This is a genomic window from Chitinophaga pinensis DSM 2588, assembly GCF_000024005.1.
GTDB classification, from domain to species: Bacteria; Bacteroidota; Bacteroidia; order Chitinophagales; family Chitinophagaceae; genus Chitinophaga; species Chitinophaga pinensis.
This window is the reverse complement of the sequence record NC_013132.1, coordinates 4,675,977-4,692,127: the sequence shown is the minus strand read 5'-3', so window position 1 is coordinate 4,692,127 and position 16,151 is coordinate 4,675,977. Positions and strand designations below refer to the sequence as shown.

General features: G+C 46.7%; 11 protein-coding genes. 7 read left to right on the top strand and 4 right to left on the bottom strand.

The features are described from left to right. Positions 1–9: 9 nt before the first annotated feature. Positions 10–1,191: a trans-sulfuration enzyme family protein gene (locus tag CPIN_RS18515; protein WP_012791367.1), complete on the bottom strand. Its 1,182-nt coding sequence runs from the start codon at positions 1,189–1,191 to the stop codon at positions 10–12. A 34-nt stretch (positions 1,192–1,225) separates the two neighbouring features. Continuing rightward, on the bottom strand, positions 1,226–1,645 hold the full coding sequence (locus tag CPIN_RS18510) for an OsmC family protein (RefSeq protein ID WP_012791366.1): 420 nt from the start codon (positions 1,643–1,645) through the stop codon (positions 1,226–1,228). A gap of 125 nt (positions 1,646–1,770) precedes the next feature. On the opposite strand from CPIN_RS18510, the gene metX reads away from it, so the two are divergent. From metX to CPIN_RS18480, 6 genes are all read left to right on the top strand, one after another. Then, a complete protein-coding gene (metX, locus tag CPIN_RS18505; protein WP_044219117.1) occupies positions 1,771–2,787 on the top strand; it encodes a homoserine O-acetyltransferase MetX in 1,017 nt (338 codons plus the stop codon). A gap of 568 nt (positions 2,788–3,355) precedes the next feature. Beyond that, positions 3,356–3,727 carry a hypothetical protein gene (locus CPIN_RS18500; RefSeq protein ID WP_148230592.1) on the top strand — a complete coding sequence of 124 codons (372 nt, stop codon included), beginning with the start codon at positions 3,356–3,358 and terminating at the stop codon, positions 3,725–3,727. Positions 3,728–3,868: 141 nt separating this feature from the next. After that, complete coding sequence (locus CPIN_RS18495; RefSeq protein ID WP_012791363.1) at positions 3,869–5,170, top strand: TolC family protein; 1,302 nt, start codon at positions 3,869–3,871, stop codon at positions 5,168–5,170. A gap of 15 nt (positions 5,171–5,185) precedes the next feature. Further along, positions 5,186–6,265 carry an efflux RND transporter periplasmic adaptor subunit gene (locus CPIN_RS18490; protein ID WP_012791362.1) on the top strand — a complete coding sequence of 360 codons (1,080 nt, stop codon included), beginning with the start codon at positions 5,186–5,188 and terminating at the stop codon, positions 6,263–6,265. A 14-nt stretch (positions 6,266–6,279) separates the two neighbouring features. Beyond that, the gene (locus tag CPIN_RS18485) at positions 6,280–9,402 is read left to right on the top strand and encodes an efflux RND transporter permease subunit (protein WP_012791361.1); all 3,123 of its coding nucleotides are present in this window, start codon (positions 6,280–6,282) and stop codon (positions 9,400–9,402) included. Between the two features lie 183 nt (positions 9,403–9,585). Beyond that, positions 9,586–12,342 carry a TonB-dependent receptor gene (locus CPIN_RS18480; protein WP_012791360.1) on the top strand — a complete coding sequence of 919 codons (2,757 nt, stop codon included), beginning with the start codon at positions 9,586–9,588 and terminating at the stop codon, positions 12,340–12,342. A 71-nt stretch (positions 12,343–12,413) separates the two neighbouring features. On the opposite strand, the gene CPIN_RS18475 is transcribed toward CPIN_RS18480, so the two are convergent. After that, complete coding sequence (locus CPIN_RS18475; RefSeq protein WP_044219109.1) at positions 12,414–13,721, bottom strand: glucosidase family protein; 1,308 nt, start codon at positions 13,719–13,721, stop codon at positions 12,414–12,416. A gap of 105 nt (positions 13,722–13,826) precedes the next feature. Between CPIN_RS18475 and CPIN_RS18470 the strand changes: the two genes are divergently transcribed. Further along, on the top strand, positions 13,827–14,840 hold the full coding sequence (locus CPIN_RS18470; protein ID WP_012791358.1) for a phosphotransferase enzyme family protein: 1,014 nt from the start codon (positions 13,827–13,829) through the stop codon (positions 14,838–14,840). A gap of 76 nt (positions 14,841–14,916) precedes the next feature. Here CPIN_RS18470 and ychF read toward each other — a convergent pair whose 3' ends face one another. After that, positions 14,917–16,020 carry a redox-regulated ATPase YchF gene (gene ychF, locus CPIN_RS18465; protein WP_012791357.1) on the bottom strand — a complete coding sequence of 368 codons (1,104 nt, stop codon included), beginning with the start codon at positions 16,018–16,020 and terminating at the stop codon, positions 14,917–14,919. Between the last annotated feature and the right edge of the window lie 131 nt (positions 16,021–16,151).

Here is a 16,151-nt window from a genome sequence, read left to right as displayed (position 1 = left end):
TGGCTATAACTATTTACTTTGTTCAAGTGCCTGCAGGATATCCTCCAGGATGTCCTGTGCGTTTTCCAGTCCGACAGAAATACGGATCATACCCGGTGTAATACCCACCTGTGCACGCTCCGCATCGGTCAGTTTCGCATGTGTCGTGCTGGCCGGATGGGAAGCAATACTTCTGCTGTCGCCCAGATTGGCGGTCAGCGTCAGCATCTTCAATGCATCGAGGAAACGGGTACCGCTTTGCAGACCGCCTTTCAGTTCGAAACATACGATACCGCCACCTGCGCTCATTTGTTTTTTAGCGATCGCGTGCTGTGGATGACTTTCCAGCATCGGGTATTTCACCCAGCTGATATGCGGATTGTTTTCCAATGCTTTAGCCAGTATCAGTGCGCTTTCAGAATGACGCGCCATACGGATGTGCAGGGTTTCCAGGCTTTTGCTGAGTACCCATGCGTTGAACGGCGACATGGCTGGTCCGGTGCTGCGGCAGAAGGTATGTACTTCTTTGATAAGGTCTTTACGACCTACCACAACGCCTCCCAGTACGCGGCCCTGTCCGTCCATCCATTTGGTAGCGGAGTGGGTCACGATATGGGCGCCCGTTTCAATAGGACGTTGCAGTACCGGTGTTGCGAAACAGTTGTCCACGTTCAGGATGACGTTGTGCTTGTTGGCAATAGCTGCCAGCACACTCAGGTCAACGATTTCCAGCCCCGGGTTAGAAGGCGTTTCCACGAAGATCATCTTTGTATTCGGCTTGATCAGCGCTTCAACGGTCTCCGGTTTGTTGATATCAAAATAGCTATGTTCGATACCCCATTTAGGGAGAAACTTCGTGATAATGGTATGTGTGGAACCAAAAATAGAACTGGCTGACACCAGGTGATCGCCGGCGTTCATCAGGGCCATAAAGCTGGCAAATACCGCACTCATACCAGAGGCAGTAGCGAATCCGGCTTCTGCACCTTCCAGGGCGCATACTTTCTGTACGAATTCATCTACGTTCGGATTGCTGAAACGGGTATAGATATTATTATCCGTTTCATCTGCGAAGGTAGCACGCATCTCTTCCGCGCTGTCATAAGTAAAGCTGGAAGTAAGGAACAAAGGCGTGGAGTGTTCCATCTGCCACGTCTTTTCTGTCTGGATCCTTACTGCATTGGTCTCCGGCCGGTATTGGTCTTTCTCCATCGGTATATACTGAATATAATGGTATGTAAATAAATTAACCGTTCACCCTTGTTTCCCAGGTGAGGTCTCCACCTGCCCTGCGCAGGGTTTCCGCTACAGAACAGTATTTCGTCATGGACAGTTCCACTGCGCGGGCAGCTTTATCAGGATCGATGTCTCCGCTGAGATGAAATATTATGTGCACCTTTTCCCAGATAGAAGGCTCTTTGCCTTTTTCTCTTTCCCCGTCAATCTCGATACGGAAATCAGTAAGTTCCTGGCGTTGCTTCTTCAGGATCATGGCAACGTCAATAGCGGAACAACCTCCGAGGCCCATCAGGAGCATCTGCATAGGTCTTACGCCATTATTTTTGCCTCCATTTTCCACGGAAGAATCCATCTGCACTATGTGTCCGCCTTCATCAACCGCTTCCATATTGAACGCATCATCTAATCTCTTGAGTGATATCTTCATTGTATCTGAATTATATCTCCAAAGATAACTAGTAAGCAGGCAAATCCCAAATGCCCCTTTGTACCAAAGTCATTATGCATTAAGCATTTTTTAACTTAGCTTTGCCCCCAAATTTTTCAGGGGCATTGACAGCAAAGAACTTCTATAGCAACCAGGCGTTTACCTTGGAATCCGGTGCAGTATTGCCGGAGCTCCACATTGCTTATCATACTTATGGTACCCTCAACAGTACGGGAGATAACGTAGTTTGGATCTGTCACGCCCTGACAGCCAACTCTGACGTGATGGACTGGTGGAAGGGCCTGATTGCAGAAGGGCATGCCATTGATCCGGAGCGCGATTTTATCGTGTGCGCCAATATTCTTGGCTCCTGTTATGGCACTTCCGGACCGCTGTCCAATAACCCTGTCAGCAGCCAGCCTTACTTCCACTCCTTCCCCCAGATCACTATCCGGGATATGGTCGGTGCGCACATCAAACTGCGTGAGCACCTGGGTATCCGGCAGATAAGACTGCTCGTAGGTGGCTCTATGGGGGGGTATCAGACCCTGGAATGGGCTTTACTGGAGCCCACCGTTATCCAACGTCTCTGTCTGCTTTGCACCGGCGCTTCGGAAAGCGCCTGGAGCATCGCCATCCATACCGCACAACGTCTCGCCATACAGGCGGACCAGACCTGGCAGGATGATTCCTATGCCGCTGGGGCACAGGGGCTTAAAGCGGCCCGCGCCATCGGTATGCTGACCTACCGTAACTACCAGACCTTTGTAAGGGCACAGACCGATCCTGACAATGAAAAAACCGACCATTTCCGGGCTTCTTCCTATATCGAATACCAGGGCGATAAACTGGTAAAGCGTTTTAATGCACAGTCCTACTGGCTGCTCAGTAAAGCGATGGACAGCCACAATATTTCCCGTGGCCGCAATACCGACCTTGCCGGTGCGCTGACGCTTATCTCCCAGCCTGCCCTCATCATCGGTATCACCAGCGATATATTATGTCCGCCGGAAGAACAGCTATTCCTCTCACAACACATCCCACAAGCCACCTATCACGAAATAGACTCTACCTATGGTCATGACGGTTTTCTGATCGAATTCGAAAAGATCAATAAACTGATGATCACCTGGAGCGAGTAGAATTAGGAATTACGAATTAGGAATTAGGAATTGAGACGGTCACTATTTAGAGGCCGCATATTTATCTATTGGCTAATGATGCAATTTTACTTGTTTGCCTTGTGTTCCTAATTCCTAATTCCTAATTCCTAATTCCTAATTCCTAATTCCTAATTCCTAATTCCTAATTCCTTTGATCAGTTTGCCATACCTAAAACGATCTTTTCTGAAAATGGCCTTCCAAAATCCTTAGCAGACTTACATTCAGGCATCATCTCTTCGATTAAACCGTCTTAATCCCTTTACTACGCCGTTAGTAGTCCGTTCATGAACGAAGCGCTAACGGCGTAATAAGGGCATAATGACCTTGTAATACGGAACACCAAGCGAATCTCCACAAACCTCTCTCATCGGACGAAAACTTAATACAAAAACCTTCTAAAAGCCCACCCGGCGCATATCAGATGCATCCCTGACACTTATATTGTATAGCCTTCTGAAGCGTTAAAATCCCATTAAAATGGGCTTAAAGTTCCTTAAGACAATAACTATTATACATAGGCCAATCTATATTTGTATTGTTAATACTATGACAAGGTTTTTTGCATACATATTACTCTTCATTCACGTCAACACGACGATGTTCGTTCCGGTAACGGACGAAAAAGACGTATATGATGCCTGCGGCCGTCAGATCAATGATATTAACACCTTCCTCGGACTGATCGACCAGATCATCCTCGGAAATACAGAAATTACCACACAAGACGAAGATGATGACCTTGCACACTATTTCACCGGCAGTTCCGGCGTAACCTGTTACGTCTCCAATATCCAGGAAATAGTTTTGACAAGAGATGAGCCTACCACGGCAGATCTTGCAGTCGCTTACCCCCCGTCAGAAGTGCAGAAGGTCAGCTCTATCGCCTACGATATCCTCACTCCGCCTCCCGAGGCCTGATCTACATACCATTCTACAGATCTCTCATTATGCGAGCACGTTAGACAACTGTAACCGGTTGACTGACAGAACCTTTTTTGTGCCTGTATTGTTGATCTTTTCACGTACCCTCTTTTGTAAAATATTATTTAAACGAATCAAATGTCTAGTAAGGACGCGCGCATAGCCATGTTCTGCCGGATACTTCTCTGCTGTGTCCTGTTATTGACCATAAAATCGTCAGTACAGGCCCAGGATACCCTGCACATTACCCTCCAGGACGCAGAAAAACAGTTTCTTGAAAAGAACCTGCAACTGCTGGCGGAGAAATACAATGTATCCATCGCACAGGCGGAAATTATCCAGGCGAAACTTTATAACAATCCTAATCTTACCCTCAGCGGTAACCTTTACAATCCGGATAGAAAGAAATTCTTCGATGTCAGTAACCAGTACGGCCAGTACGAAGTGGGCATCCAGCAGCTGATATCGCTCGCCGGTAAAAGAAATAAACAGGTGCAGCTGGCACGTACCGACGCCAGCATGGCGGAAAACGCCTTTTTCGATCTGCTGCGCACCCTGCGTTTCACGCTCCGCAGTAATTTCTACCAGGCCTACTATCTGCAAAACTCCATGAAAGCCTATGAAGAACAGATCTCTTCCCTGGCAAAAATGGACGCTACTTATAAAGACCTGCAACAGAAAGGACTCGTGACGCTGAAAGACGCCGTAAGACTACGCTCTTTATTATACAGTCTGCGGGCCGACCGTACCAGTATGCAGAACCAGCTCAATGACCTGCAATCGGAAATACAACTGCTGCTGCAAAACAACCACGCATGGTTTGTATTAGATATGCCGGAAGATGCCATAACAGGTATTCCGGAGATCAGGCAGACCAGCCTGCAGAGCCTTGTAGATAGCGCTTATGCCAACAGGCAGGACCTGCAACTCGCACAGAACAACCTTCGTTATAACCAGCAGAACTATAACCTGCAAAAAGCCATGGCAGTACCCGATCTCACACTGGGCGCCAACTTTGATAAACGCGGTAGCTTCGTGGACAATGCAACCTTCCTGAATGTCGGTATCGACCTTCCTTTCTTCAACCGTAACCAGGTCAATATCAAGGCTGCCAGATACAGCATGGACCAGACCAAACTACTGGTACAACAACAGACACAGGCTGTAGAAAATGAAGTGCAGACGGCATATGCGAAAGCCATCAATACAGATAAAATGCTGGAAACAGTCGATCCGGAATTCCGTGGTCAGTTTGAGCAATTACTGCAGGCCATCACAGATAATTTCCTAAAAAAGAATATCAGTCTGCTTGAACTGACTGACTTTTACGATTCCTATAAGGAAAATATGCTCCAGCTCAACCAGCTGCAGAATGCCCGGATGCAGGCAATAGAAACGCTCAACTTCGCAGTGGGCAAAACCTTGTTCAATAACAAATAATAATTGAAACCAGTCATGAAATCTTTCGCAATATATCTTCTGCCACTCGCCTTTGCAGGTATGCTGTCTGCCTGCGGCGCTCATCACACAGAGAGCAAAAAAGACGAACCGGCCGTATCTGATAGTCTGATTAAAAACGTGGAAACAGCCGCGGCAAAAATGGAAGAACCTTCAGAGTCTATTAAACTGAACGGTAAAATCCAACCGGATGAAAGCAAACAGTCAAAAGTGTTTGCACTCGTCAGTGGTAAAATAAAAAGTGTACAGGTAGAACTGGGCGACTATGTAAAACAGGGTCAGGTACTGGCCGTATTACAGAGTGCAGAAGTAGCCGGTATCACCAACGATGTATCGATCGCAGAATCCAGTCTGGAGATGGCGAAAAAGAACGTCGAAACACAAAAGTCCCTCTTTGAAGGAAACCTCGCTACACAACAGGATTATCTCTCTGCACAGATAGAATACAAAAAAGCACAGTCAGAACTGAACAGGGCCCATCAGGTAGCCAGCATCAGCGGTGGCAACAGCGCGGCTTATACGCTGAAAGCACCGATCAGCGGTTATGTGATCGAGAAAAACATCACCGGCAACTCTGAAGTACGTCAGGATAACAGCAACAGTCTCTTCACTGTTGCAGATCTGTCTACCGTATGGATCATTGCAAATGTATATGAGTCTGATATTGCTAATATCCGTTTAGGCGATGAAGTGAGAGTAAAAACGCTGGCAAATCCGGAGAAAGAATACCTGGGTAAAATAGATAAAGTATACAACGTACTGGACCCGGCCAATCGTACCATGCAGGTACGTATCAGTATGCCGAATGCGAACGGCGAACTGAAACCGGAGATGTTTGCGACTGTTAAAGTAAGCGCCAAACCTACCGGCGCTGTGCTCAGCATTCCTGCAAAGGCCATCGTGATGGACAACAGCAAACAGTATGTAGTAGTAAGGAAAACAAACAAGCTGGAGATAAAGCAAATCAGCCTGTTGCGTAGAATTGAAGATCGTGCATTCATTTCCGGTCTGGAAGAAGGCGACCAGGTGGTTACCTCCGCACAGGTCTTTATCTACGATGCTCTTAACATTAAATAATCAGGCAGAATCTTATGCAGAAGCTAATAAAGTCAGTCATTGCCTTTTCTCTGAAGAATCGGCTCTTCATAGGTTTTGCCACACTCCTGCTCATTATATGGGGTGTGATCGCATTTAGAAATATTCCTATTGAAGCATTCCCGGATGTAACAAATACACAGATCACTATTATCACCCAATGGCCCGGCAGAAGCGCCGAAGAGGTGGAAAAATTTGTAACGGCGCCTATCGAGATAGCCATGAACCCGGTACAGAAAAAGACCTCTGTACGTTCAACCACGGTGTTCGGACTATCTGTTGTGAAAGTGATCTTTGATGATAATGTCGATGATGCATTCGCGCGTCAGCAGGTAAATAACCTCTTACGTGATATCGAACTGCCGGATGGCGCAGACCCTGACGTACAGCCGCCTACCGGTCCGACGGGTGAAATCTTCAGGTATACGCTGGACAGCAAAACAAAGACGGTAAAAGAACTGAAAACATTGCAGGACTGGGTTATCGAACGCCGCCTGTTAAATGTACCTGGTGTCGGTGACGTCGTGAGTTTTGGCGGTGAAGTGAAGACCTATGAGATCACCGTAAATCCGCAGAAACTGGCGTCTTATGATATCACGCCACTTGATGTGTACAACGCTATTTCAAAGAGTAATATCAATGTGGGCGGCGATGTGATCGTCGACAATTCACAGGCATATGTGGTACGTGGTATCGGCTTGCTGAACAACGCAGAAGAAATCGGTAATATCATTGTTGATAATATCAATAACACGCCGATCCTGGTAAAAGATATCGCACAGGTAGAGGTATCTGCCCTTCCGCGACTCGGACAGGTAGGCCGTGACAAACAGAACGACGTTGTAGAAGGGATCATCGTAATGCGTAAGGGAGAAAACCCGAGCGAGGTGATCAAACGTGTAGAAGACCGCATTAATTATCTGAATGAAAAGGTATTGCCTGCAGATGTGAAAATCAACACGTTCTACAACCGTAACAACCTGATCGAATTCGCTACACATACCGTACTGCATAACATGCTGGAAGGTATCATCTTCGTAACGGTGATCGTCTTCATCTTTATGGCGGATTGGCGTACTACCGTAATCGTAGCGATCGTAATACCATTGGCACTCTTATTTGCATTCATCTGTCTGACGCTGAAAGGCATGTCAGCCAACCTGCTGTCGATGGGGGCGATAGATTTCGGTATCATCATTGATGGCGCCGTCGTGATGGTCGAGGGGATCTTTGTACTGCTCGATCATAAGCAACATCAGATGGGCATGGAACGGTTTAACAAACTGTCCAAACTGGGCCTGATCAAACAGACAGGCGGAGAACTCGGTAAAGCGATCTTCTTCTCCAAACTGATCATCATTGCCGGTTTACTGCCGATCTTCTCTTTTGAAAAAGTAGAAGGTAAAATGTTCTCTCCGCTGGCCTGGACATTAGGTTTTGCGTTACTGGGCGCACTGCTGCTGACACTGACGCTGATACCGCTGCTGAGTAGCCTCCTGCTGAAGAAGAACGTACGTGAGAAACACAACGTATTCGTGGAAGCCATCACCAATGGCGTCATGAAAATGTTCTCCCGCACTTACCGTCACAAACGTATGACGCTGCTTGTCTCAACGGCACTTGTAGTAGTTGGGTTATTCAGCTTTAAATTTCTGGGATCTGAGTTCCTTCCGGAACTGGATGAAGGAGCGATTTATATCCGTGCGACTTGTCCGCTGAGTGTATCGCTGGACGAATCAAAAACACTGGCGAATAAAATGCGCCGTATCATCCTGGCTTTCCCGGAAGTGAAACAGGTGATGTCGCAAACCGGCCGTCCAAACGACGGAACAGATGCTACCGGATTCTATAACATTGAATTCCACGTAGATATTTATCCGAAGAGTGAATGGAAGAGCGGGTTGACAAAAGAGGAACTGATTGATAAGATGCAGGAACAGCTGGCCGTCTACCCTGGGGTAAACCTGAACTTCTCACAGCCGATCATGGATAACGTGGAAGAAGCCGTATCCGGGGTAAAAGGATCGCTTTGCGTGAAGATCTATGGCGACAGCCTGACCTACACAGAAGCCCGCGCAAACGAGGTCTATGACATCATGAAGGACATTCCGGGTGTCACTGACCTGGGCGTGATCAAAAATATCGGGCAGCCTGAGATGAGAATTGACCTTGATGAAAATAAAATGGCCCTTTATGGCGTTACTACTGCAGACGCGAATGCGATCATAGAAATGGCGATCGGGGGTAAGGCCATTACACAGATATATGAAGGAGAGCGTAAATTCCAGTTACGGCTACGCTATGAAGAGAAATACCGCAACACAGCAGAAGTAATCAGTAATCTGATGGTTCCTACCCTTCGCGGTGCACGGGTGCCGATTAAGAACATCGCCACTATCCGTACACTGACCGGTCCGAGTATTATTTTCCGCGACGACAACAGGCGTTATACTGCCGTTAAGTTCTCCATCCGTGGCCGTGACATGGGTAGCGTGATAGCAGAGGCACAAGATAAGGTAGATAAAACGGTAAAGCTGGATAAAGGCTATGAGATGCAATGGGCGGGCGACTTTGAAAATCAGCAACGTGCCACCAAACGGCTGACGCAGGTAGTACCTATCAGTCTGATGATTATCTTCCTGATCCTGTTTGTGATGTTCGGTAATGTGAAGGACGCCGGTCTGGTATTGATCAACGTACCATTTGCCATTATCGGGGGCATTGCCGCCCTGCTTATATCGGGGACTAACTTCAGCATATCGGCAGGTATCGGTTTTATCGCATTGTTCGGTATCTGTATACAGAATGGGGTGATCCTGATATCGGTATTTAAGAATAATATGCAGTCGGTCAAACGACATGAATTTAATAAACATACACTGGAAATAGCCATAAGAGACGGGGTACGTACGAGAATACGTCCGGTGGTAATGACGGCATTGATGGCTGCAATAGGACTCTTACCAGCAGCACTGTCCAAGGGAATTGGTTCTGAGACTTCCAAACCATTGGCCATCGTAGTAATTGGCGGCTTGATCACTGCCACTATACTCACGCTGCTGGTATTCCCACTGTTCTTCTACCTGGGTTACAGGAAAATGGGACAGAAACTGGATTAGTCAATTATATTTATCCTGCACAAAAGGGTTCGCCAATGGCGGACCCTTTTTTATTTAGAACTTAATCCCTTCCCGGTTGTTATCTATAAAGCCGGCTGTGCCGACTATTCAACTATTTTCCTTACATTCATTAAAACAACAAAACAGAACCGTAATCCCAAGATCATCCTAAATCGCCACTGTATGAAGAACTACTTACAACTCGCCTGTTTGTGCGCCCTTTTGTTGCTGATGAACTTATCTTCTGTCGTCTATGGACAACAACAGCAGACCATTACAGGTACGGTAACAGACAAAACAACAGGTAATCCCTTACCAGGCGTCACGGTCAGTGTAAAAGGCTCTCTGGCCGGTACTATTACTGACGGAAGCGGTAATTTCCGGTACAACACCAGCAAGTCGTTTCCGCTGACGCTTATTTTCTCCTCCGTTGGTTATACGAATAATTCAGTGGTGGTTAACAGTGCCGGTAATATTACGGTACAACTCACATCAACAGAGATCCTGGGAGAAGAGATCGTTGTAGCAGCCAGCCGCGTTTCTCAAAGTATACTGGAATCGCCGGTATCTATTGAGAAGCTGAACGCCACGGCTATACGCGAGTCCCCTACCCCTAGTTTCTATGACGCCTTACCGTCCCTGAAAGGGGTAGAATCCAGCGTACAGAGTCTCACTTTCCGTACCATTACCACCAGGGGTTTCAATACCAATGGTAACACCCGCTTTAATCAGCTGATGGATGGTATGGACAACCAGGCCCCCGGTCTCAACTTCTCTGTAGGTAACATCGTAGGTATTTCCGAACTGGACGTAGCCAGCGTAGAATTACTGCCCGGCGCTTCCTCTGCCCTCTATGGTGCAGGCGGTATGAACGGTACCCTGCTGATGACCAGCAAAAGTCCTTTCGAATACCAGGGACTGAGCCTGAAACTCCAGGGCGGTATCAACCATGTCGGTAAAAAACAGCAGAACTACATAGGATTCATTCCTGATGTCACGGCCCGTTATGCAAAGGCTTTCGGAAAGTTTGCCTTTAAACTGAACTTTGGTTATATGCAGGCTGACGACTGGCAGGCTATTGACTCTACCAATTTCAGCAGACTGAACCTGACCACAAAACCAGGCTTCTCGCACGCACAGGATCCTAATTACGACGGTGTCAACATTTATGGTGACGAGATCACCAATACCTTTGGTGCAACCGGCGGATTACTCAACGGACAGGCCGTTTCCCGTACCGGTTACAAGGAAAGAGACCTGGTGGATTATGGTACGCACAGTTTAAAAACAGGCGCTGCCTTCCATTACAAAGTCACTGACAATACAGAGGTGATCCTGCAAGGTAACTGGGGAACCGGTACAACGGTTTACACAGGTTCTGACCGTTACTCCCTGCGCAAATTCAACCTGGGACAATACAAACTGGAAGTACGCGGCAAACGCTTCTTCGTTCGTGGTTATACCACTCAGGAACGCTCAGGAGAAGCCTATAACGCAACAGCGCTGGGTACCATCCTGAATGAAGCGTACAATCCAAGCGTTACAAGAGATGCCAATGGTAATATCAACGGTGGATGGTTTGCGGAATATGCAACCGTTTATAACCAGGCAAGAGCCGGTGTTCTTCCAGGTAATCCGGGTGCAAAGACCAATGAAGAAGCGCACTCCCTTGCAAGACGATTTGCTGACAGAAACCGTTTAGCCCCTGGTTCCGCTGCCTTTAATCAGGCAAAAGAAACCATCACCAGCAATTATATTGGTTTCGGGGCCGGCAGAAACGGTGCGAAATTCAACGATAAAACAAACCTCTATCACTACGAAGGATTCTATGACTTCAGCGATCATATCAAAGTACTGGAAGTACAGGCAGGAGCGTCTTTACGCCGCTATTCCCTGAACTCCGACGGTACTATCTTTGACGATGCAGACGGCCGTATCAAGATTGATGAATATGGGGCCTATCTGCAGGTCGGCAAAAAACTGGTGAACGACAGGATCAAACTTACCGGATCTATCCGTTATGACAAGAATGAGAATTTTGACGGCCGCTTTACGCCACGTTTATCAGGTGTATTCACCGTAGCGCCACGTCATAATATCCGTCTGTCCTTCCAGACAGCCTACCGCAATCCTACCAATCAGGATCAGTACATCGATCTGCCTATCCGTGCCAATACACGTCTGATAGGTGGTTTACCAGAACTGCTGAATAAGTATGACCTGTATAACAACAAAGGTTATACGCAAGCCAGCGTACAGCGTTATGCAGCAACCGGCGATCCAAGTCAGTTACAGCAATATACTTTCAATAAATTCAGACCAGAGAGCGTAAGCGCTTATGAAATCGGTTATAAGGGGCTTATCAAAAACCGCTTATTGATCGACGCTTATTATTACTACAGCGCTTATAAAAACTTCCTCTCTTACGTAGCGCTGATACAGCCTACACAGCCACTGACACAGGATCCGGCACTGAACAGCGCGAGAATTTTCGCTACTTATGTAAACAATCCTGAAACAGTGAAAGCACAGGGCGGCGCTATCGGACTGGACTACCTGATCAACAGCTGGACCTTATCCGGTAACTTCTCTTATAATGATCTCACCAACAATGAAAGCGATCTTGATAACAACTTTAATACGCCGAAGTATCGCTTCAACATAGGTGTGGCCAATAAGAACATTTACAAAAACTTAGGCTTTAATGTTATGTACCGCTGGCAGGATGCCTTCACCTGGAGCTCCAGCTTCGTGAGAGGTGATGTATCTGCCTATGGCACCATTGATGCACAGGTTAACTACAGAATTCCGAAGATCAAAGGAACAATCAAAGTGGGTGGTTCCAACGTGACCAATCACTACTTCCAGACTTCCTTCGGTAACCCGAAAGCTGGTGGTATCTACTATGTAGCAATCCTGTTTGATGATCTGCTGAGATAATACGGTCAATCAGAAAATAAAGCAAGGGCTCCGCCGTAGGCGAGCCCTTGCTTATGATAGCAGACTATCTATTACTTTGTCGTCTTTGCGGCCCATTCGCGCAGGGTTACAATCACATCAAACAACACACCGGCTTCTCCTCTGAAATCACCGGATCCTTTTGGTTCGCCTGTACGCACATCATACCATTCGTAGAAACCTTTCTTCGCCAATACTCTTTCTATAATCGGATCCAACTCCGCTACCGCTTCTTTCACTAAACCATGTTCTGCCAGGGTTTGTATCATTCTGCCGCCAAACCAGGTCCAGTCACCGCCATTCTGATATACATAAGGATGCATGTTCGGATATAATTCAGCAGGATAAGGCGGATATACTGTAATACCGATAGTGGCATGTTTTTCTTTTGCGGCTGCCGCTACCATTTGTTTATTAATGGTGATGATCTCTTTAGGTGTATTAAATCCGGCCATAATTGCACAGGCAGATCCGCCGGTATAAAGGATCTCTTTTTCGTTGAATGACACAGGGAAAGGACTGCCATCCAGATACAGATGCGGAATATATTTCTGCGCGTCTGTCATCCACAGGTGCTTTCTTACATTCGTTTTAATAGTAGCCGCTGTAGCAGCCCAATTTCTGGAAGTTTTATACGTTGCAGGTTTGATAAACAGGAAATCCCGGATAGCAATAACATACATGGCGTTATCGTAAATATCTACAGACCATTTTGTTTTATCATTGATCGCAACACCCCAGCCGGTCTCCGGTTGTACATCTCCCCAGTCCACCGTCGTAGCCCCTTTTACAAGACCATATTGCTCCGCCCATCTGTCTTTCAGGATATATTCTAAAGCGGCTTCCAGTCTGTTGAACACACGCTTACCCCCTATCTCTTCTTCCAGTATACTACGATCACCCGTTACATCGATATATTTCCTGATGGCCTGTATAAGGGAAGATTCCTGGTCTGTTTCAACCGTATTCTTATGAGCAGCCCATTCAGGAGCCAATGGAGAATAACGGTATGCATAACCGACACCCGCTTTTTTACTATCTATGACACCATCCACGATATTACCGTCTTCTCCCTGCATCTTCAGGAACAACAACAGCATAGACCGGACTTCTTCTTTTGTACGGACTTTCAGCGATCCTTTAATAAAGGTATTGAAGTCGCGGATCCACACCTCTCCATAAGAGGTGCCGGCATTGAAACTTGTCAGGAGTGCCAATGCACGTCGCTGCACGGTATCAAGACGATGATCCTGCAAAATCCCAAGCGCAAGGGCCTTTTTATCCGTTTTCTGTGCAGATGCAGGCATATAAAAAGCCAGCATAGATAAGGTCATGATCAGGTAAGCTGAACGTAAATGCATATCGTGGTTTGTTCTATTTACGAGATAAATGTACGAACATGTATTCAAATGTACAAACATAATAGTTTACCCAGTAGGGAGCCGGATTTCAATTATATTTGTCACATGCAACCCATATTCCCCACTACTTATTCGACCCTTAGCCCAGACGCCCTTGCCACTTATGTCAGCCAGCATTACGCATTGGAAAACGTTCAATGTCAGTTCATTGTCCGTGGCGTTGGCGACACTTATCTGATTACGACAGATAAAGACCGATTTATTCTGCGCATTTACCGGGCATCCCACCGGACACTGGGCCATATTCAGTCAGAAGTGACACTGCTGAATACTTTAAGAGACGCAGGTATTTCTGTTTCCTATGCCATAGCAGACAAAAATGGGAAACAGATACAGGCGCTGTCTGCTGCAGAAGGTACCCGACATGCGGTATTATTCTCTTATGCAGAAGGCCGTTCACATGTACTGCTTTCTGACAACCAGCTACGTAATCTGGGCCTGGAAATGGCCCGTTTCCACAACGTTTCGGCGACTATCCGCCTGGAAGATCCCCGCTGGACATTCGACCTGGATACCACTTTATTCCAGCCGCTTGTGGCAGCCAAGCCTTATTTCAGGGAAGATCCGGTGACATATGAATGGATGGTGGCGGCGGCAGAGAGAGTCAAGCTGGCGCTGGATGGTATCCATACGGACAGGATCATCACCGGCTATTGTCATTTTGATTTTCTGCCGAAGAACTTCCATTTTGACAAGAATGATAAGATTACCCTGTTTGACTTTGACTTCTTTGGCCGCGGATGGCTGATCTATGATATCATGACTTTCCGCCAGCAGTTATTACTGGATAAGCTGATGAACAGGTTGACGGATGAAGAGATGGAAGCGGCATTTACGACGTTCCTGAATGCGTACCGTTCGGAGAGACCGTTGAATGAAGAGGAACTGGCGGCTATTCCCTGGTTGGGACTTGGATTCTGGTTCTATTACATGAATTTTCATTTCACGCATGATCAGTTTTATCCGGTGACCTTGCTGTATGCGTTGCAAGGCAGAATGGGGATGTTGAAGAAACTCCTGGAGGAAGAGTGGAGAAAAGCGATAGCAGTAATGTCCTGAAATAGGCGACGTCCCAGGGAGGCCCGGGACGTCTGTGATTTGTTGTACCCTTCGTGGGAAAACCCAGAAGTATCTTTTAAACGTTGAAACGGAAGTGCATTACATCACCATCGCTCACAACGTATTCTTTACCTTCTATACGTAAACGGCCGTTATCGCGGCAGGCTGATTCTGAACCATATTTTACATAGTCCGAATAAGCGATCACCTCAGCTTTGATAAAACCTTTTTCGAAATCAGTGTGGATCACACTTGCAGCCTGTGGCGCTTTCCAACCTGTGTGGATGGTCCATGCTCTCACTTCCTGTACACCAGCGGTGAAATAAGTGATCAGGTTCAGCAGGCTATAAGCAGAACGGATCAGGCGGTTAAGACCTGGTTCTGTCAGATTATATTCGGAGAGGAACAGTTCTTTATCAGCTGCGTCTTCCATTTCGGAGATCTGGGCTTCGATACTGTTGTTCATCACTACAACCGTTGCGTTTTCTGCTTTTACAGATTCCTGCAGCTGTACAGAGAATTTGTTACCGGTCAGCATAGATGCTTCATCCACATTGGCCACATACAGTACTGGTTTTTCTGTCAGCAGGAACAGATCCGCGATGGCTACGCGCTCTTCTTTGCTCAGACCCAGTTCGCGAACATTTTTACCCTGTTCCAGATGCGCCTGACATCTCTTCAGGATTTCGAATTCTACTTTTGCTTTCGGATCACCACCTGTTTTAGCCATTTTCTCGGTACGCGCGATTTTCTTTTCAACGCTCTCCAGGTCTTTCAGCTGCAATTCAGTATCGATGATCTCTTTATCGCCGACAGGATTGATGGCACCTTCTTCTCTCAGGATGTTTTCATCCTCGAAACAACGGATCACATGCACGATGGCGTCTACCTCACGGATATTAGCGAGGAACTTGTTACCAAGACCTTCGCCCTTGCTCGCACCTTTTACAAGGCCTGCGATATCTACGAATTCAATAGTAGTAGGAACTACGCGTTCCGGTTTTACAAGTTCTTCCAGCTTTGCCAGACGCTCGTCCGGTACGTCTACAAGTCCTACGTTAGGTTCAATTGTGCAAAAACGATAATTGCTCGCCTGCGCTTTTGCGCTGTTGCTCACCGCATTAAATAATGTCGACTTTCCCACATTTGGTAATCCAACAATTCCTACTTGTAACGCCATTTTAGAAAAAATTTGCGCGAAGATAATGCTTTTTTAGCTATCAACCCACTGTCTCTCAGAGTGAGTCTGACGACATAACACAGATTTCTCCTTTTAATATTAAATTTTTGCCATTAGATTTGATGTTCAAT

Bases quoted from the DNA above. Each gene is read 5' to 3' on its own strand.
- CPIN_RS18515 (WP_012791367.1), bottom strand. From the start codon at position 1,191: ATGGAGAAAGACCAATACCGGCCGGAGACCAATGCAGTAAGGATCCAG.
- CPIN_RS18490 (WP_012791362.1), top strand. From the start codon at position 5,186: ATGAAATCTTTCGCAATATATCTTCTGCCACTCGCCTTTGCAGGTATG.
- CPIN_RS18500 (WP_148230592.1), top strand. From the start codon at position 3,356: ATGACAAGGTTTTTTGCATACATATTACTCTTCATTCACGTCAACACG.
- CPIN_RS18475 (WP_044219109.1), bottom strand. From the start codon at position 13,721: ATGCATTTACGTTCAGCTTACCTGATCATGACCTTATCTATGCTGGCT.
- ychF (WP_012791357.1), bottom strand. From the start codon at position 16,020: ATGGCGTTACAAGTAGGAATTGTTGGATTACCAAATGTGGGAAAGTCG.
- CPIN_RS18485 (WP_012791361.1), top strand. From the start codon at position 6,280: ATGCAGAAGCTAATAAAGTCAGTCATTGCCTTTTCTCTGAAGAATCGG.
- CPIN_RS18480 (WP_012791360.1), top strand. From the start codon at position 9,586: ATGAAGAACTACTTACAACTCGCCTGTTTGTGCGCCCTTTTGTTGCTG.
- CPIN_RS18510 (WP_012791366.1), bottom strand. From the start codon at position 1,645: ATGAAGATATCACTCAAGAGATTAGATGATGCGTTCAATATGGAAGCG.
- CPIN_RS18495 (WP_012791363.1), top strand. From the start codon at position 3,869: ATGTCTAGTAAGGACGCGCGCATAGCCATGTTCTGCCGGATACTTCTC.
- CPIN_RS18470 (WP_012791358.1), top strand. From the start codon at position 13,827: ATGCAACCCATATTCCCCACTACTTATTCGACCCTTAGCCCAGACGCC.